This window comes from Labrenzia sp. CP4 (assembly GCF_001579905.1).
GTDB lineage: Bacteria > Pseudomonadota > Alphaproteobacteria > Rhizobiales > Stappiaceae > Roseibium > Roseibium algicola.
This window is the reverse complement of sequence record NZ_CP011927.1, coordinates 5001-23051: the sequence shown is the minus strand read 5'-3', so window position 1 is coordinate 23051 and position 18051 is coordinate 5001. Positions and strand designations below refer to the sequence as shown.

The following is an 18051-nucleotide window of genomic DNA, read 5'->3' as shown; positions in this document are numbered from 1 at the left end:
ACCGGCCTCACCTGAGTTTCGGGTTGAGGGCGTCGCGCAGCCAGTCGCCCAGAAGGTTGACGTTCAGCACCAGCAGGGCCAGTGCGAGGCCCGGGAAGATGGCGATCCACCACTCCCCCGAATAGAGGAAATCGTTGCCGATGGCGATCAACGTGCCGAGAGACGGCTGCGTGGGCGGCATGCCGACACCCAGGAACGAGAGCGTCGCTTCAGTCACGATGGCAAGAGCCAGGTTGATGGTCGCGATCACCAGCACCGGTCCCGTGACGTTCGGCAGGATATGGCGCACCATGATGATGACCGAAGGAATGCCGATCACACGGGCGGCCTGAACATATTCCTTGTTCTTCTCCACCATGGTGGAACCGCGCACCGTGCGCGCATATTGCACCCAGAAGGACAGCGCCAGCGACACGATCAGAATGTAGAAGGCGAAGACCTCCCGGTCGATCGCGCCGAAAATGCCATGCGCGACACCGTCGATCAGAAGGGCGATCAGAATGGCCGGAAACGTCAGCTGAACGTCGGCAATCCGCATGATGATCGCATCCACCCGACCACCCATGTAGCCCGCGACCAGCCCCAGCGAGATCCCGATGAAGGCGGCGACGACAACAGAGCAGAAGCCGACGATCAGCGAGATCCGCATGCCGTAGAAGATGCCGGAGAGCATATCGCGGCCCTGATCGTCCGTTCCCAGGAGGAAACGGGGATCGGCATATTCCATCCAGACCGGTGGAACGCGGGCGTCCATGATGGAAATCGACGCCAGGTCGAACGGATCATGTGGAGCAATCCACGGCGCCAGGAACGCAAGGAGGAACAGGATTGCCGTGCCGGTGGCAGCGACTACGGTGACCTTCGATTTCAGGAACGAATGAAAGAGGTCGCTGTCGAGAGCGCGGGCCATCCGCCCGGGTTCCTTGACCGGTGCCGCCCTGTCCTGAACGCTGGATTTTGCTTCTTCGTTGGTGACGAAAGGCATGGCGTCGGTCTCCCTTATGGCCGACCGACCCGCAGACGCGGATCGATGAAGAAGTAAAGGATGTCGACGATGAAATTGATCGTCACGAACAGGAAGGCAGTCAGCAGCAGATAGGCGGACATGATCGGAATATCGACGTTCTGCACGGCCTGCAGGAACATCAGGCCCATGCCGGGCCACTGGAAAACGGTCTCGGTGATGGTCGCGAAAGCGATGATCGCGCCAAGCTGCAGCCCGGTGATGGTGATGACCGGAACGAGCGTGTTCTTGAGAGCATGCCGGAAATTCACCAGCCGGTCCGGCAGACCGCGCGCCCGGGCGAACTTGATGTAATCGGTCCGGATGACTTCCAGCATCTCGGCTCGGATCAGCCGCATGATCAGGGTCATCTGGTAGAGGCCGAGCGTGATGGAGGGCAGGATCAGCGCCTTCAGGCCGGAGATGGTCAGAAAGCCGGTCGTCCACCAGGATCCGATCTGCACGGTCTCGCCGCGTCCGAAGCTCGGCAGCCACTGCAGCGTAACGGAAAACAGGAAGATCAGCAGAATCCCGATGAAGAACGTCGGCAGCGAAATGCCGATCAGCGAAACTGACAGAAACAGCTTGGAAACGGGCGATTCCCGATTGAGCCCGGCGTAGATGCCCATGGGAATGCCGACAACGAGCGCAAACACCGCAGACGCGAAGCTGAGTTCGAGCGTGGCGGGTATGCGCTTGGCGAAAAGTTCGGAAACCGGCTGACGGAACTGGTAGGACGTGCCGAAATCGAATTGCGCGGCCTTGGTGACGAAACGGAAGAACTGGACCGGAACCGGGTCGTTCAGACCCAGGCGCTCGCGCAGGGCCTCCCGTTCTTCGATCGAGGTTTCGATGCCGACCATCTGGTTGATGGGATCGCCGACAAAGCGGAACATGGTGAACGCCAGAAGGGCGACCACCAGCATGACAATCATCGCCTGCACGATGCGGCGCGTTGCAAATCCAATCATTTCGGCTCTTTGAATGCTTTAGTCATGAAAATACGCTCCCGGCGGAGTTGCCGGGAGCGTCATTTGCTGTGCTTCAGGATCAGTTCTTGGTCACGAAGCGGAACTGGAACTGGTTGTCGGCACGCTGGACAAGGTCCAGCTTGTCGGAAACGCCCCATGCCAGGCTCTGCTGGTGCAGCGGGAGGTAGTAGGCGTTTTCGTGACTGATGCGGAAAGCTTCAGCAATCATGGCGTCACGCTTTTCCGGATCGATCTCGACCAGGATTTCATCGGTCAGCTGGTCGATCTTCTCGTCGCAGAAGCCACCGTTGTTGAACGGCGAACCTTTGCCGGATTCGTCGCGGCAGTTCATCAGGTTGTCCAGAACGTTCCAGCTGTCGAAGGATCCGGGGGTCCAGCCAAGCAGGTAGAACGACGTATCGTAACCACCGGAAGCAAGGATCTTGGCGAAGTATTTCGCCTTTGGCTGGGCGTTGAGGTTCACCTTCACGCCGATACGAGCCAGCATGGCGGCAACCGCCTGGCAGATCGCCTCGTCGTTGACGTAGCGGTCATTCGGACAGTCCATGCCGATGGAAAAGCCGTCTGCATAGCCGGCTTCGGCCAGCAGTGCCTTGGCGGCTTCCGGGTCATAGGGATAACGCTCGAAATCGGCCGACTTGGAGAACAGCAGCGGCGAAACCATCAGGGCAGACGGGTTGGACAGGTCCCGCATGACCTTCTTCTTGATCCCCTCGATGTCGATCGCCTGGTAGAAGGCCTTGCGCACCCGGGCATCCTTGAGCGGGTTCTTCCCCTTGACGTCGGAATAGAGCAGCTCGTCGCGCATCTGGTCCATGCCAAGGAAGATCGTGCGCAGTTCCGGACCGGTAAGCGCCTTGGTTCCCGCATTGTCGTTTATGCGTTTGATGTCCTGCACCGGGATCGGGTAGACCATGTCCATCTCGCCGGACAGCAGCGCGGCAACGCGCGTTGCATCGGAACCGATCGGCGTGAATTCCACCGTGTCGATGTTGTGCTTGGCTTCGTCCCACCAGCCGTCGTATTTTTCATAGACGGTCTTCACGCCGGCTTCATGGCTGACGATCTTGAAGGGTCCGGTACCATTTGCATTGAGCGCGGCATGGTTCGCAGAAGTGTCGGACGCCGAGGTGACTTTCACCGCGTCGTTCTCCGTCGTCCACTCCTTGTCCATGATGTAGAACGTGTCCCACTCGTAATGCAGGATCGGGTTCGGACCGGTGAGAACGAAATCGACCGTGTAGTCGTCAACGATCTCGACCTTGGCATCAGCCGGGACGCGGGTGGTCAGGTCAGACCCTTCCGAGCGCACGCGGTCGACGGAAAAGGCGACATCTTCTGCAGTGAAGTCGCTGCCGTTGTGAAACTTTACGCCCTTGCGCAGGTGGAAACGCCAGCGGTTCGGATCGACGATTTCCCAGCTCTCGGCCAGGGCCGGTTCAATGGCCAGATCGGGACCACGGCGCGTCAGGCCTTCATAGGTATTGCCGAGCGACGACAGGGTGAAGGTCTCGTTGAGACTGTAGGGATCAAGCGCGTTCAGTGCACCCTGAAAGGCAAATTTCAGCGTTTCAGCATGAACAGCAGTCCCCGTTCCCGCCGCAAACAGCGCTGCGGCGATGACAATTTTTCTTTTGTTCATAGTCCCCTCGTTTTCCGGTTTCGGCTTTGCTCCACGGCCGCACCCCCCTGCCAGGACCATGCGGCCATGTTGTCAAAAACGACTATGACATCGTAAATCTCTGTGTTCAAACCCGTTTAGCTGTCAAATTGCGACATTCTGTCAATCAGCTTGTCGAGGAAGGCAGCGCAGCGGTCGAGTTCGGAAAGCTCGATAAATTCGTCGGGTTGATGGGCCTGATCGATGGATCCGGGACCGCAAACCACGGTCGAAAGTCCGTGATCCTGGAAGATCCCGCCTTCGGTGGCATAGACCACGACGTTGCGGCTGTTGTCGCCGGTCAGGCGCCTGGCAGTCGTTTCCGCAAGCCCGTCCGGCTCCTCTCCCAGCCCAGGCACATAGGCAAGTTCTCTCACCTCGATGGCGCAGTCCGGAGAGATCGCTTTCATTCCCGGCAGAACCTCATTTTCGATGAAGGCCCGGTAGGCGGCGACCCAGTCCTTCGCGTGTTCACCCGGCAGCAGCCGGATATCGGTCACGAATTCGCAGTGCTGGGCCGTGATGTTGTGTGCCTGGCCGCCGGAAATGGTGCCGCAATGCAAGGTGGTGTAGGGCGGTTCGAACGGGCAGTCAGGATCGGCCTTGGCCCGGTTCTCCGCGGTTCTGGCATCCAGCCATCCGATCAGCCTGGCCGCCGCCGAAATCGCCGAAACACCCCGGTGCAACTGGCTGGAATGGACCGGATGTCCCTGGATGCGCGTCTTCAGTACCGTAATGCCCTTGTGGCCCGTGACGACCTTCATGCTGGTCGGTTCGCCCACAATCACCACCGAAGGGCGCGGGCCGTTTGCCAGCATTTCAGGGATCAGCACCCTGGCCCCGTCGCAGCCGGTTTCCTCGTCATAGGACAGCGCGATGTGGATGGGCCGTCTGAGCGGTGCATTCAGAAAATCCGGAACCTTGGCAAGTACAGTTGCCGCGAAGCCTTTCATGTCCGCCGCGCCACGGCCGTAGAGGCGGCCGTTTTCCTCCCAGGCGGAAAAAGGATCGTGAGACCAGTTCTGGCCCGCCACCGGAACGACATCGGTGTGGGCGGACAGGACGGTTCCGCCGTCGATATCCGGACCGATGCGGGCATAAAGAGCGGCCTTTTGGCCCGTTTCATCCAGCGCCCGCCCTGAAGTGACCCCCCATTGGCTGAGATAGTCTTCGACGAAGGTGATCAGATCGAGGTTGCTTCGATCCGAAACGGTGTTGAAGGAGATCAGTTTCTCCAGCATTTCCCGAGGCGTGTAGGTCCGGCTCACGTGGTCTCCAGAGGTTTTGTGACAGGGAGGATGGGTCTCAGGCGGGAACGGCGTCAGCGAGATGGAGACCATCTAAGCTTTTCACCGCAAGGATTTGCAAGGGGATTTCCTTGCCGCGCACCTTGATCTCGGCCTCTTCGGCACCGTCGATCCGCGCGCCTGCCGCATCGACAACAGCCTTGGAAACAACCATGAAGCTGCCGTGGTTCTTGTTCTCCGTTTCCAGCCGGCTTGCGGTGTTGACCACGTCGCCAAGCGCAGTCAGCCCGCCCCGTTTGCCTGCCGTTCCGGCGGCGCCGATGCGACCGAGAATGGCCGGCCCCAGATGCAGGCCGATGCCGAGCCGGATCGGATCGCGAAACTGCGGACCCTTCTCCTTGTCGAGCGATTTCATGACCTTCTCGATACGGCGGCAGGCGGCAAGAGCCTGCCGAGCGCCGGTTTCAGCGTTGCTGTCCATGCCGAAGATGGCCATGATGCCGTCACCAATAAACTTGTCGACATAGCCGCCCTCCTCCCGGATCGCGGCTGAGGCTTGGTCCAGGTAGCTGTTGAGCAGATAAACCACGTCATAGGCGAGCTGGCTTTCGGTGATGCCGGTGAAATTGCGCAGGTCCACGAACATGACCACCACATCCTGCTCGACGCCCCAGTAATAGGCATCCTTCAGGTGTTCGCCGATAATTGCACTGGCCTTGACCGGCACAAGGGGCTGCACTTCCACGTTGCTTTCCGGACGCGCCTGGCAGGCCAGCCGAATGTCGCTTCCCGCGCCGATCCGCGTTAGCACCGCAGCTTCGGCAACACTCGGTTTCGGCAAGGTTTCGCCGCCCTCCAGAATTTTCACGCGGCAGGTGGAGCATCTGGCCCGCCCGCCGCATACCGATGCGATCGGTATGTCGTTCATGCGGCTGATTTCCAACAGCGTTGCACCCGGTTGCGCCTTCACCGTCAGTCCGCCTGGGTAGACCACGGTCAGGCTGCGTGCTTTCAGGCTGAGAAGGTAACGGATCAGGATGGCCAACAGGCTGACGGCAATCAGGCCGAACACCACTGCCCGGAACTGAACGACGACCTCGCTGGCCCACAATTGCTGGTCCGGAGTGATTCGGAGGGTTACGTCACGGCTGAGGGCCAGCCGGCGGGCACCTTCAATCCAGCCCCAGATGGCAAGCACAGGCATTGCAAAGGCAAACCCGGCCGCCAGCGGCTTCAGCTTCTGGTAAACCGGATAAAGGCGCAGGAAGAAGTGCAGGCCGATCATGGCGTGGGTCCACACCATGAGCAGCAGAATAGACTGATTGACCGCCGCATTCGGCCACAGCAGCGTCAGCATCTGCTCGTAGAGCGGCAGGAAGCCGAACTCCTTGGCAACGCCCATGGTCGTGGTGACATGCGGTATCAGGAGCCAGGGAATGTAAAGACCGAGGGCGAGCTGCAAAAGCTCCCAACGGGACATCTTCAACGTTCGCCGTTTGCTTGTCCGCCACAAGGCGAGCAGCACATGGGTCAGCGCTGCGAGGATGAGGACAGTTTCCCCAAGCGGGCTTCTCCAGACCCAGTAGTGCCAGATCGAGGCCTGGTCCATCGCCTGGAAGGAAATGATGCCGAGGGCGTGATTTGAAAAATGGCTGAGGCAGAAAGTGAACAGGATCAGGCCGCTCCACAGCCGGAGCCGCTGACGCCAGTTCCCTCCGGCGACCATGACACTGTCGGACTTCTTGCCCGGTTTTGCAGCCGAAGCGGACTTTTCAGAAGATTTGGCGGCCGTCGCGGGCCTGTTTGGCCGGCTTGTGCCGGGGGCCTCTTCCTGCATGTATTTTCAGTCTCCGGTCTGGCCGTTCCGGCCTTCTGCCTGTCAATTGCCACTTGAAGCGCGGGGGGCAGCCGAGGTCAAGGAGGCAAAAAGGAAATGCGGTGAACTGCCCGTGAAGGCGCGCGCAACGTGGAAAACTCCTCGGCATGCGGGCACTGTCAGGTCAAATTTCGCAAAATTTCGGGTTTTCTTCGGCTATGACCTTGCATCCCGGGCGTCAGTCGGCACATTCCGGGCCGGACATCCAACAACCGGGAAGAGGCGATGAAGGTCTACGGCATCAAGAACTGCGACACCGTCAAGAAGGCGCGGAAGTTTCTGGAAGAGGCCGGCGTGCCTTATGAGTTCCACGACTACAAGAAGGACGGCGTCGATGCCGATCGACTGGCCGGCTTTGTCGGTGAATTCGGATGGGAGTCTATCCTGAACAAGCGCGGCACCACCTGGCGGCGCCTGGACGAAGCAACGCAGGACGGCGTTGTCGACGCCAAGAGCGCGCTCGACGTGATGATCGAGAACCCGTCCGTTATCAAAAGGCCGATCGTGGCAGGCGAAACCAAGAATTTCGTCGGCTTTGACCCTGTCGCCTGGGAAATGGCACTGGAACTGGGCGAGCTGAAGTAGCGTTTGCCGCCACTGGCCAATCAGGCCCGGTAGATACCGGGCCGGGCTTTTGCCTGCCAGGCGGTTACCAGGTCCGGCGCGGGCCGGTGTCGATGTGGTAGTGGCCGGAAGAATAGTGCTTGTATCCGCCAACTTCCGGCTGTGATTTCAAGAAGGCAATGACGGACGACGGGTTGCCACGGACCGAAAAATCGACCGCCCGGCAGTTGAGGTGATAGGAATCCCTGGCGCCCCCCTTCCACCAGTTCTCAAGCCACCAGCGCTTGGTCGAGCTGACAGTCACTTTGCCATAGCGGGATGCAACCCGGTTTAGAACCTTCTTCAGCTTGCGCGGCACGCACCAGGAACTGTCGTTATAGTCGATGGAATTGTGGGATGCGGTCATCCAGCCCATGCCGGTAACACCGGCGACGGTTCCGCAGCCGGCAAGTGTGACAGTTAATCCTAGGAATACGATCCAGGCGGTGAGGCGCTGACGCATGACGGGCGGCCTTCGGTTACTGATTACAATCTCGTCCCCCGCGCGCAGGCTGATTGAATTTTATTAAAATTCTAATGAAAAACGTGGTTAACGTGCCTTCGAAACAAATGTTTCAGGCGCTGATGTTTTCTGATACAAATGCGTCAACCCAATGTGGGCTGTCCCGTCAGTTGTCGGATGCGTTTGCCATGTCTCATGTTTTTCCCCGCCACACCAAAGCCGATCTTCCCGTCGCAGTAACAGGGGACGGTTGCTACATTCTCGATCGGTCCGGAAAGAAATATTTCGATGGATCTGGCGGCGCCGCGGTCTCCTGTCTCGGGCACAGCGATCCGGATGTGATCGCTGCCATCAAGGCCCAGGTGGACCGGATCGCCTTCGCCCATACAGGCTTTTTCACCAGCGAACCTGCAGAGGAACTGGCGGATCTCCTGATCGGAAAAGCACCGGGCAATCTGGACCGCGTCTATTTCGTCTCCGGTGGATCGGAAGCCATGGAGGCGGCGCTGAAGCTGGCGCGTCAGTTCTTCCTGGAGAAGGGGGAAGCGTCGCGGCACCGGGTAATTGCCCGCAGGCAGAGCTACCACGGCAACACGCTTGGTGCGCTGGCAACCGGCGGCAACCAGTGGCGGCGGGAGCCTTTTGCACCGTTGATGATCGATACCACCCATATTGCCCCCTGTTACGAGTATCGAGACCGCCGCGAGGGGGAAACCGCCTTCGACTACGGTCAACGGATCGCCAACGAACTGGAAGCGGAAATCCTTCGGCTCGGGCCGGAAAACGTCATGGCTTTCGTTGCCGAACCGGTTGTCGGTGCGACGGCGGGTGCCCTGCCGCCGGTCGATGGCTATTTCAAGCGGATCCGGGAGATCTGCGATAATTACGGCGTGCTTCTGATCCTGGACGAGGTCATGTGCGGCATGGGCCGCACCGGCACCCTGTTCGCCTGTGAGCAGGATGGTGTCGCGCCGGATATTCTATGCATCGCGAAAGGGCTCGGAGCCGGCTATCAGCCGGTCGGTGCCATGCTGTGCACCGCTGCCATTTACGAAGCCATCGAGACCGGATCGGGCTTTTTCCAGCATGGCCACACATACATCGGCCATCCGACCGCCTGCGCTGCCGCGCTCGCCGTTTTCAGGAAACTGACCGGCGGCGTTGCCGACCGGGTGATGCCGATGGGCGAGAAACTGACGACGGCGCTTAACGATGCTTTCGGTCAGCACCCGCATGTTGGTGATATTCGCGGCCGCGGACTTTTCCGAGGCATCGAAATCGTCGAGGACCGGGCCAGCAAGGCGCCGTTTGATCCGAAGAGGGGCATCAACAAGGCGCTCAAGAAGGCAGCATTCGAGGCCGGTCTAATCTGCTACCCGATGGGCGGGACGATTGATGGGGTGCTGGGCGACCATATCCTGCTGGCGCCGCCTTTCATTCTCGAGGACAGACATATCGGAGAGATCACCGACAAGCTCAACCAGGCGTTCAAGGCGGTCTTCTGAACATGAGTGCGCTTTTTGTTCCGCCGCCTTTATCATTGATCATGGTGGCTCCCAACGGTGCCCGCCGGACCAAGGCGGATCATTCCGCCCTGCCGATGACCATCGCCGAAACGGTGGTAGCGGCAAATGCGTGTTTTGAGGCTGGAGCCGGTGCGCTTCATGCCCACGTACGCGACCTTACCGGCGCCCATGTGCTTGACGCCGGGCTTTATCGTGAGCTCTTGTCGGAAATGCGTGTTGCGGTGCCGCAAATGCAGGTTCAAATCACCACGGAAGCTGTTGGAAAATACACTTCGGAAGAGCAACGCGAACTGGTCTACAAGGTCAAGCCGGATGCGGTCTCCGTCGCGATCCGGGAGATGGTTCCGGAAGGCGGGCAAGACCAGGCAAAAGCCTTTTACCACTGGGCGTTCGACCATGAATGTGCGGTCCAGCATATCGTCTACAGCGCGGATGATCTGGACCGGTTTTTCGACCTGGCGTCAGCCGGCACCCTGGCAGGGGAAAGCCATCAGCTGCTGTTCGTTCTGGGGCGTTATGCGGCAGGCCAGGAAAGCGCACCGGAAGATCTGGTGCCGTTTCTGGAAAAGCTCGCGGAACGCGACAAGGGGCAGTCGCTGGACTGGGCGGTCTGCGCTTTCGGACACCGCGAGACGGAGTGTCTGGTGGAGGCGGTCCGGCGGGGCGGCAAGGCCAGGATCGGTTTTGAAAACGGCCTGTGGAACAGGACCGGAGAACGCGCGATAGACAATGCCGACCGGGTCAGCGATCTGGTATCGGCCCTGAAGGAACACAGTCTGATGCCTGCCTGATTGTTCGGGCCGGCATCCGGCACGAAGCAAAATCAGCGGGCTGCGGCCCTCAAGGTTGGAGACTGGAAAATCATGGCGGATAGCCTTTACGTTCTGACGCTGTCTTGCGCGGACAAGCCTGGCATTGTGGCGGCCGTCACGACGGAACTGGCGGATTTTGGCGCCAATATTGCCGAAAGTGACCAGTTCTGGGACCGGGTAACCAACCAGTTCTTCCTGCGTATTGCCATTCTGGCTCCGGAAGGCGTGACCCTGGAAAGCGTTCAGAGGGCGCTTGACCCGGTCATCAGCCGCTTCGACATGAAGGCCAAACTGGTCGATACGGCCAAACGGCCGAAGGTCATCGTCATGGTGTCCAAATTCGACCATGCCATGTTGCACCTTCTCTACCAGATCCGCGTCGGCTGGATGGATGCCGAAGTGGTCGCGATTGTTTCCAACCACACCGATAGCCAGCGCACGGCCGAGCACGAAGGCATTCCGTACCACCATTGGCCGGTGAACAAGGAAAACAAGGCCGAGCAGGAAGAGAAACTGCTGAAGCTGGTCAAGGAAACCGGAGCCGATCTGGTGGTTCTCGCCCGCTACATGCAGGTGCTTTCCGACAGCCTTTCCAAGCGTTTGTTCGGCAAGATCATCAACATCCACCACTCCTTCCTGCCGAGCTTCAAGGGTGCAAAACCCTATCACCAGGCGCATGCTCGCGGCGTCAAGATGATCGGGGCCACCGCTCACTATGTGACGCCGGATCTCGATGAAGGCCCGATCATCGAGCAGGACGCCGAACGGGTAAGCCATGCGCTCTCCGCTGACGATTTCGTCGCCCGTGGCCGCGACATCGAATCCCGCGTGCTGGCCCGTGCCGTCAAGTATCACCTGGAAAACCGGGTGATGATGGTCGGCAACAAGACCATCGTGTTCACGCCGTAAGGCAAACCTTGGTGCTCCAAAAGCAATTGGCCCCGGTCGTCCGATGGATGGCCGGGGCTTTTTCATGATCCGGAAGCTTGGGTTGGGGGGGGCGGATGTCCTCAGGCAACAACTGCCATCGGCGCGCTGACAGGCATGCCGTCGCGCTTCAGTTCCGCATGAACCCAGTCACGGAACAGGCGGACCTTGCGGCTGGTGCGCAGGGCGGGCGGGTAACTCATGTACCAGCTTTCGTCATCGGCATGGCAGGTCAGCTTGAACGGCTGGATCAACTGGCCGTTTTCAAGGGCGGTCTTGCAGAAATAGGGGGTCAGGATCGCGACGCCCTGTCCTGCGATCGCCCGATTTGCCTCGAGCGCCTGTGACCCCATGCGCGAGCTAGGGTGACCGCTCAGGTCGACATTCGGCAGTCCCGCTGCCTCGAACCACATCTGCCACCAGGGGTCCTGCGGATCGACCAGCGGCAATTTCAGAATGTCCTCGGGCTTGCTGACGCCGCCGATCGTGTCCGCAAGCTTCGGGCTCAGCATCGGCGTAAAGTCCGCACGCACGATTTCATGGGCGAGCCAGTTTTTCGGAGGAGCCTTGCAGGCGGAGATCACGACGTCGGATTCGTTGAACTCCGGTTCAGCATGCGGGCCATAGGGAACGATGCGCACGCCCACGTCCGGGTTCTGCATCTGGAACTCGAACAGGCGGTTTGACAGCCAGTTGACCGCAAACGTGGTGTTGCTGGAGACGACAAGCTGGCCGGCGTTCTTTTCGGAAATATCCTCGAAGGCACTGCGAAGCGAGGAGAACGCATCCACCACCCGCGCCGCCAGTTGCCCGCCATTGTCGGTCAGCTCGATCTTGCGGGCCTTGCGGGTGAACAGCTGAAAGCCGAGACGATCTTCCAGGATCTTGATCTGGTAGCTGACAGCCGCCTGGGTCATGCCCAACTCGTCGCCGGCCTTGGTAAAACTCAGGTGCCGACTTGCAGCTTCAAAGGCCCGGATTGCGGAAAGTGGTGGCAAATTCACTGACATACATAAGTCTCCCTTATGCATGTTTATCGAATTTTCGTTGGTAAGACAACCGGAACCCGCCGATATGTAACTCACAAGAAACAGGAGTTATAGACGTGTTCAGGCTCTCCCAGACGAAATCGGGCTGCGCGACCCATCAGCAAGACTTGGGCTTTTCATTAAGGTCGCTTATCGGTTCTCTGTTCGCAAGGATGGCAACCCGTGGCCGCAAGCGTGTGAATGTGGCTCATCTGCCGGACGAGCTGCGCCGGGATATCGGGCTTGGCCCCAACCCGCATGAAACGTCGTTCGAGGCGCGTTGGCAAAAGGAACTGAAGGACCTGCAGCGGTAGAGTTTACCCGCTGCCTGACCTTCACCCGGCCGCGGTCTCCCCTGTGGCCGGTCGGACAGATCCGGCAGGCGCATGCTGCCGGATCTGTCTCGCTTCACGAAGTAGCTCCGGTCAGGTCAATTTCTTGAGCGCCGGCAAGGCATTGTACCTGTTTGCGAAGTTGGTCATTGGCGAGCTTCATTGCCGGTTCCCTGGCGATTTCTTCCGCCGTCTTGCCGTGCAGATAGCCGAAAAGCAGCGAGACTTCGCTAGATCAGCAGTGCCCAAACAGTCGCCGCCAACATGGCGATTGCCATGGTCACCGTGATGGCTCGCATGAGCGGGCCTTCGCCGATCAGGGCGAGGATCGACACGCCAACCAGGGCCCATAGGGAATGAAACACCATCCCGCCGAGGGTAAATCCCGCCACCAGGATCATCGCGTTTTCGTGGATTCCGAGCCCGTTGCCGGCCAGGAAGGTTGAAAAGGCAACCAGGTTCATGGCCCAGGTTTTCGGGCTGAGTGGGTGTATCAGCAATCCTTCCCAGAAACTGGGCAGCGCGACCTCGCCCTTCGGCTTGACGCTGAGGCAAACGATCCGCCAGGCAAGATAGGTCATATAGGCCATGCTCAGCACCTTGAAGACAGTCACCACCGTGCCGCCTCCGGCCATGACATGGCCCAGGCCATAGGCAACGCTGAGCTTGAGCGGCAAAGATCCGATCTGCGAGGCGACAATCACGGGAAAGGCTGTGCGGTACCCTGCGGATGCGCCGATGGCCAGAAAGGTCAGGTTGCCCGGACCGGGTGTCCCGGTCATGACGATGACGAACACCGCGAAGGCGAGGAACGTCGCGTAATCCATGGGTATCTCCAGACACAGCATCGAGTGTTTCGATACAATCGATACAAAATAGCGGAGATACTAATTGTCTTGAGGTATTGTATCAGTCAATGATAACATTGTTCTCATGACAATGTGGATCCCGAACATCGAAGCGGCCGGTGGCCCGATCTATCTGGCGATCGCGGACGCGTTGGAAGCCGACATCAAGACCGGGGCGCTTGCCCAGGGCGACAGGCTGCCGCCACAGCGCGAACTCGCCTATCAGCTTGGCGTGACACTCGGCACCATTACCCGTGCCTACGGCGAAGCCGAGCGGCGCAGGCTAGTGAAGGGAGAAACCGGACGGGGCACCTATATTGCCTCTGAAACCCAGAAGGTTTCGCCCCTTGCCCCGAAGGAAGACGAGCCGGAAACCTGCGATCTGGCGCGAAACTTTGCCTATCCGCATCTCAACCCGAGTCTTTCCGACGGGCTGACGCGGATGGCGCGGACGGTGGGGATCGACCGGTTGAACGGGTTCGTACCGTCTGAAGGGCTGAAGGCGCATCGCGAAACCGGGGCTCTCGTCTTCAAGGACTACGGTCTGGAAGCCGACCCGGACCGGGTCGCGGTTACCTGTGGCGCGCAGCACGGAATTCAGGTCACCTGCCAGGCCCTGTTCCGCCCGGGCGATGCGGTTGCCGTCGACCGGTTCACCTACCCGTCGATCTTCAGTTCCTTTGCCAGCATCGGCCTGAAGCCGGTGCCTTTGCCCGCATTGATACGGGCCGATGGCGGCTTCGGGGCCATGGATCCGGCAGCGCTTGCCCAGGCCGCGAAGACGCATGGTGTCAAGGGCGTGTTCCTGATGCCGAACATGCAGAACCCGACCACCCACACCATGTCTGTCGAAGAACGGCAGGATCTGGTGGCGGTTGCCCGGCAATTCGACCTGAAGATCGTCGAGGACGATCCCTATACGCCTTTTCTGCCGGACGCCCTGCCCGCCTTCGGTGCGCTGGCGCCGGAGCGCACGGCCTCAATCGCCAGTATCTCCAAGGTCTGTTCACCCGGAAGCCGGATCGGCTTCGTCCATGTGCCCGGGCCTTTCGGTGACAGCATTCGCAACAAGATCGGTGAAAGCACCTGGATGGCGTCCCCCATCACGGCAGAACTGATTGCCGGCTGGGTACGCGAGGGACATCTGTTCAAGACGCTGCGCCTTAAGCGCAAGGCAAACCGCACGAGGTTCCTGGCGGCGCGTGAACTGCTCGCGCCGCATTTCCTGCAGAGCGACGTCAACAAGGTGTTCGGCTGGCTGCGCCTGCCGGAAACCGTCGATCCCGACGCGCTTCAGAACGCGCTCGGACACCAGGGCATTTCGGTCTTGTCATCCCGGTATTTTCAGGCGAAGGACCACCAGCCGGCGCCCTATCTGCGCCTGACCTTCGGATCCGAACAGTCCGACGACCGTTTCCGCTGGGCCCTCCAGCGCATCAGATCCACCATCGGCCAATTGGCCGAATTGCCCGATCTCACCCGCCCGGTAGGGTAAGGCCTTGCGGTAATGTGTGATTTTGCCAGGTACCTGTCAGTCTTTGACAAGCCGGCAGATCCGACCGATAAGCTGCGCGCAAAACAGGACCGGCCCTTGCAAGGAGTGCCGTCCGCGACGAGGTGACATGGCATTCTGGCCCAAAAGCAGGAAACTCAAGGACAGGCCCAGTGTCTGTAATCCCGACGCCAGTCCCTACGCGGTCTTCGATCGGGTTGGCCTGAGTGTCGGCAAAGAGCATATCCTGCAGGATCTCACCTTGCAGCTTGCCGAAGACCGGATCGGCATCATCGGCCTGAACGGGTCCGGCAAGAGCTCTCTTGTACGCCTGTTGAACGGGTTGCGTACGCCGACGAGCGGCAACCTCACGCTTTTTGGAGCCCCCTCCGCCGAGGCGGAACTGGAGTTGCCGCGTCATGTCGGCTTCGTGTTCCAGAACCCGGATCATCAGGCCATTTTTCCCACGGTGGAAGAAGAGATCGCCTTTGGCCTCACCCAACTCGGGGCCGGCAAGGAAGAAAGCCGCAGCCGCGCGCGGGCGTTCCTCGCCCTGCATGGCTGTGAGGGGCTGGCCGGCAAACCGATCACGGAACTTTCCGGCGGTCAGAAACAGCTCGTCTGCATCCTGGCGGTTCTGGTCATGGAGCCGCGCCTATTGGTGCTGGACGAGCCGATGGCCAGCCTCGATGCACTGACGACAGTGCGGATCCGCCAGAAAATCCTGTCACTGCCGCAAAAGATCGTTCTCGTCAGTCACGATCTCAGCCAGTTCGACGGTTTCGACAGACTGCTCTGGCTGGAGGACGGACGTTTGCGCATGGATGGCGCGCCGGATGCGGTTCGGGCGGCGTTTCAGGAAGACGTCGTTTCGCGGCAGGGCATGGATGTGGAGGTTGCCGAGTTATGATGTCGGTCTATCTCCAGGGCAACAGCTGGGCCCACCGGATGCCCGCGGGCCTGAAGCTTCTGGCTGTTGCCGTCGCCAGCCTGCTGCTGCTGCGATACACATCATTTTGGGTTCTGCTGCCGGCTCTTGCAGCTGTTCTCCTGTGTTATGCCTCCCTCGGGCGCGAGGGACTGGCGCAACTGAAGCTCCTGCGGGCAATGTCGTTTCTGCTTGCCGTGCTGCTGGCGCTTCACTGGGTGTCCGGAAGTCTTCTGGAAGGGGTTACGATCATCCTGCGGCTTGCGATCATGATCCTGGCTGCAAATTTCGTTTCGGTGACCACCCGCATGGACGATATGCTGAATGCCGTCCAGCCGCTGTTCAGGCCGCTCGAGTTTCTCGGTTTCTCTCCCCGCAAACCAGCGCTGGGCGTTGCACTGGTGCTTCGCTTCGCGCCCTACATGCTCGTCGTCTTTGGTCAACTGCGCGAAGCCTGGCAGGCGCGAACAGGCACGCGAAATTCGTGGCGTCTTCTGGCGCCTTTCGCCATTCAGTCCCTGAGCATGTCGGATCATGTTGCCGAAGCACTGAAGGCGCGCGGCGGCTCGGAAGGCTTGTCAAGATGACCGAAAAGAAGCTCCATATGGCTGGCATTCGGCCAAAAACTGGGATATCCCGCCCACAGATGACGTTGCCTGACCCTCATGTGGTAAGATCCGCGCGAGGTTGAACGGCAGCACCCTTGTTAACGAGAAGAAGGTCGAATTCATCATGGCTGACAGGTCTCTTGTGCACGTTGCTTTCTATGCCGCGCTGATTGCCGCCCTGGGGCTGGTTCCGCCGGTGGCGATCGCCTTTCTCGGCGGTGTGCCGATCACGGCGCAGACCCTCGGTGTCATGCTGGCCGGTGTCATGCTCGGCCCGATCCGTGGTGCGCTTGCCGTGCTGCTTTTCCTGTTTCTCGTCGCGCTGGGCTTGCCGTTCCTGTCCGGCGGCCGCGGTGGTCTTGGCGTCTTCATGGGTCCGTCTGTCGGTTTCCTGATCGGCTGGCCGGTCGGAGCTCTCGTGGCCGGCTTGATCATGCAGTCGACCCGCGAGCTGAACATTCTGGTGTCTTCAGCAATAGCGGCTGCGGTCGGCGGCATTCTGGTGGTCTACGCTTTCGGCATCCCGGGCGTTGCCATCATGGCCGGACTTTCCCTTCCGAAAGCCGCGCTTGGCAGCGCAATCTATATTCCCGGTGACCTGGTCAAGGTCGCTCTTACGGCGCTCATCGTTCAGACCGTCGCACGCGGCCTGCCGGGCGCCGTGTTGTCCCGGTCTTAATTCCGAAGATCCAGCAAGGCCACATCATGGCCTTCGTCGGCGACAGTCTCGACCGGTTTGCCAGTGAGAAAGCCACTGGGGCCGCACTCACATGCGGTGCGAATTCTCTCTCCTGGCAGGAGCTTGCAGCCCGGATCAACCGGACCGAGGCAGTGCTTTGTGAGCGGACCGACCATGCTAGCTACGTGGTCCTGCGTCTTCGGGACCCTGCGGACCTGGTCGTCTGCTTCTTTGCCTGCGCCCGCACCGGGCGTATCGCCACAGTCATGGACCCGGACTGGCCTTCAGCCCAGGCATCAGCAGTTCTGGAAGCGGTCGGGCCAGACCTCGTCATCGATGACCAGTCCCTGCCGGTGTTGCTGACGGCTGATACCGGTTCCGCTGAAATACGAAGATCACCGGAAACTCCACCTGAGATCCTGCCGGACGAAGATGACCTCTTTTATGCAGGCTTCACCTCCGGATCGAGCGGTGTTCCCAAAGGCTATGTGCGCTCTCACGGATCGTGGCTCGAAAGCTTCAAACTGTCGGCACAGGCCTTCGGTATTTCGAAAGGCAGCCGCGTCGTCCTGCCCGGGCAGCTCACGCATTCACTTCACCTTTATGGCGCTGTCTGCGGCCTCGCCTGCGGCCAACAGGTGGTGCTCACGCCGCGGTTCGATCCGCGCGTCGTCCTGAGAGAACTCGGCAGCGCCCCTGAAGGCTCTGTCCTTTATGCAACGCCGACCCAGCTACACTTTCTGGCCGAGGCTGCCCGGCGCAGCGGTCCCATCGCAGCGGTGAAACAGGTTCTCGCGAGCGGTGCCAAATGGCGTGAAGCCGACCGGCAGGCCTTGAAGTCGGTTTTCCCCGAGGCACGCCTTTTCGAATTCTACGGGGCTTCGGAAACCAGCTTCATCACGCTGTCCTCACCTGAGGACAATGTCCCTGCAGGCTCGGTCGGGTGTGCCGCGCAAGGGGTCGATATCGTGATCGGTGACCCTTCGTCCCCCACTGTCCCTGGCCGGGCCGGGCTGATCTGGGTGCG

The 18051-nt window shown here is 60.2% G+C and carries 18 protein-coding genes (1 of these 18 cut by a window edge); 10 read left to right on the top strand and 8 right to left on the bottom strand.

Annotation, left to right across the window (positions count from 1 at the left end; genetic code table 11):
• Positions 1-7 precede the first annotated feature (7 nt).
• The 5 genes from ACP90_RS00110 to ACP90_RS00090 form a co-directional block, all read right to left on the bottom strand.
• The gene (locus tag ACP90_RS00110) at positions 8-985 is read right to left on the bottom strand and encodes an ABC transporter permease (protein ID WP_023002302.1); all 978 of its coding nucleotides are present in this window, start codon (positions 983-985) and stop codon (positions 8-10) included.
• 14 nt (positions 986-999) lie between these two features.
• A complete protein-coding gene (locus tag ACP90_RS00105; RefSeq protein WP_023002301.1) occupies positions 1000-1974 on the bottom strand; it encodes an ABC transporter permease in 975 nt (324 codons plus the stop codon).
• A gap of 79 nt (positions 1975-2053) precedes the next feature.
• Positions 2054-3637, bottom strand: coding sequence for an ABC transporter substrate-binding protein (locus ACP90_RS00100; protein ID WP_031269916.1), 1584 nt, complete (start codon positions 3635-3637; stop codon positions 2054-2056).
• A 116-nt stretch (positions 3638-3753) separates the two neighbouring features.
• Positions 3754-4923 (bottom strand): acetylornithine deacetylase, encoded by a 1170-nt coding sequence (argE, locus tag ACP90_RS00095; RefSeq protein WP_286145715.1) that lies wholly within the window; start codon positions 4921-4923, stop codon positions 3754-3756.
• Positions 4924-4960: 37 nt separating this feature from the next.
• A complete protein-coding gene (locus ACP90_RS00090; protein WP_062485739.1) occupies positions 4961-6739 on the bottom strand; it encodes an adenylate/guanylate cyclase domain-containing protein in 1779 nt (592 codons plus the stop codon).
• 264 nt (positions 6740-7003) lie between these two features.
• Here ACP90_RS00090 and ACP90_RS00085 point away from each other — a divergent pair, with 264 nt between their 5' ends.
• A complete protein-coding gene (locus ACP90_RS00085; RefSeq protein ID WP_062485737.1) occupies positions 7004-7363 on the top strand; it encodes an ArsC family reductase in 360 nt (119 codons plus the stop codon).
• Positions 7364-7427: 64 nt separating this feature from the next.
• Here the strand turns inward: ACP90_RS00085 and ACP90_RS00080 are convergent, their stop codons facing one another.
• The gene (locus ACP90_RS00080; RefSeq protein ID WP_023002295.1) at positions 7428-7844 is read right to left on the bottom strand and encodes a D-Ala-D-Ala carboxypeptidase family metallohydrolase; all 417 of its coding nucleotides are present in this window, start codon (positions 7842-7844) and stop codon (positions 7428-7430) included.
• Between the two features lie 188 nt (positions 7845-8032).
• Between ACP90_RS00080 and ACP90_RS00075 the strand changes: the two genes are divergently transcribed.
• From ACP90_RS00075 to purU, 3 genes are all read left to right on the top strand, one after another.
• Complete coding sequence (locus tag ACP90_RS00075) at positions 8033-9349, top strand: aspartate aminotransferase family protein (RefSeq protein ID WP_062491204.1); 1317 nt, start codon at positions 8033-8035, stop codon at positions 9347-9349.
• Between the two features lie 2 nt (positions 9350-9351).
• Complete coding sequence (locus ACP90_RS00070; RefSeq protein ID WP_062485734.1) at positions 9352-10161, top strand: 3-keto-5-aminohexanoate cleavage protein; 810 nt, start codon at positions 9352-9354, stop codon at positions 10159-10161.
• Between the two features lie 72 nt (positions 10162-10233).
• On the top strand, positions 10234-11091 hold the full coding sequence (gene purU, locus ACP90_RS00065) for a formyltetrahydrofolate deformylase (RefSeq protein WP_062491202.1): 858 nt from the start codon (positions 10234-10236) through the stop codon (positions 11089-11091).
• Positions 11092-11192: 101 nt separating this feature from the next.
• On the opposite strand, the gene ACP90_RS00060 is transcribed toward purU, so the two are convergent.
• The gene (locus ACP90_RS00060; RefSeq protein ID WP_062485731.1) at positions 11193-12119 is read right to left on the bottom strand and encodes a LysR family transcriptional regulator; all 927 of its coding nucleotides are present in this window, start codon (positions 12117-12119) and stop codon (positions 11193-11195) included.
• A gap of 191 nt (positions 12120-12310) precedes the next feature.
• On the opposite strand from ACP90_RS00060, the gene ACP90_RS28365 reads away from it, so the two are divergent.
• Positions 12311-12451: a hypothetical protein gene (locus ACP90_RS28365; RefSeq protein WP_023002290.1), complete on the top strand. Its 141-nt coding sequence runs from the start codon at positions 12311-12313 to the stop codon at positions 12449-12451.
• A 248-nt stretch (positions 12452-12699) separates the two neighbouring features.
• Here the strand turns inward: ACP90_RS28365 and ACP90_RS00055 are convergent, their stop codons facing one another.
• On the bottom strand, positions 12700-13296 hold the full coding sequence (locus tag ACP90_RS00055; protein WP_023002287.1) for a LysE family translocator: 597 nt from the start codon (positions 13294-13296) through the stop codon (positions 12700-12702).
• Positions 13297-13402: 106 nt separating this feature from the next.
• Here ACP90_RS00055 and ACP90_RS00050 point away from each other — a divergent pair, with 106 nt between their 5' ends.
• The 5 genes from ACP90_RS00050 to ACP90_RS00030 form a co-directional block, all read left to right on the top strand.
• Positions 13403-14812: a PLP-dependent aminotransferase family protein gene (locus ACP90_RS00050; protein WP_208993415.1), complete on the top strand. Its 1410-nt coding sequence runs from the start codon at positions 13403-13405 to the stop codon at positions 14810-14812.
• A 127-nt stretch (positions 14813-14939) separates the two neighbouring features.
• Positions 14940-15719, top strand: coding sequence for an ABC transporter ATP-binding protein (locus ACP90_RS00045; RefSeq protein ID WP_062485726.1), 780 nt, complete (start codon positions 14940-14942; stop codon positions 15717-15719).
• Positions 15716-16324: an energy-coupling factor transporter transmembrane protein EcfT gene (locus ACP90_RS00040; protein WP_062485722.1), complete on the top strand. Its 609-nt coding sequence runs from the start codon at positions 15716-15718 to the stop codon at positions 16322-16324. Before ACP90_RS00045 ends, ACP90_RS00040 begins: the two co-directional genes overlap by 4 nt.
• Before the next feature lie 145 nt (positions 16325-16469).
• Positions 16470-17024 carry a BioY family transporter gene (locus ACP90_RS00035; protein ID WP_031269905.1) on the top strand — a complete coding sequence of 185 codons (555 nt, stop codon included), beginning with the start codon at positions 16470-16472 and terminating at the stop codon, positions 17022-17024.
• A gap of 26 nt (positions 17025-17050) precedes the next feature.
• Positions 17051-18051, top strand: partial view of an AMP-binding protein gene (locus ACP90_RS00030; protein ID WP_062485719.1) — the 5' portion only. Its footprint extends 454 nt past the window's final position; 1001 of the gene's 1455 nt are visible here — the first part of the coding sequence; its start codon is at positions 17051-17053; its stop codon lies beyond the right edge, outside the window.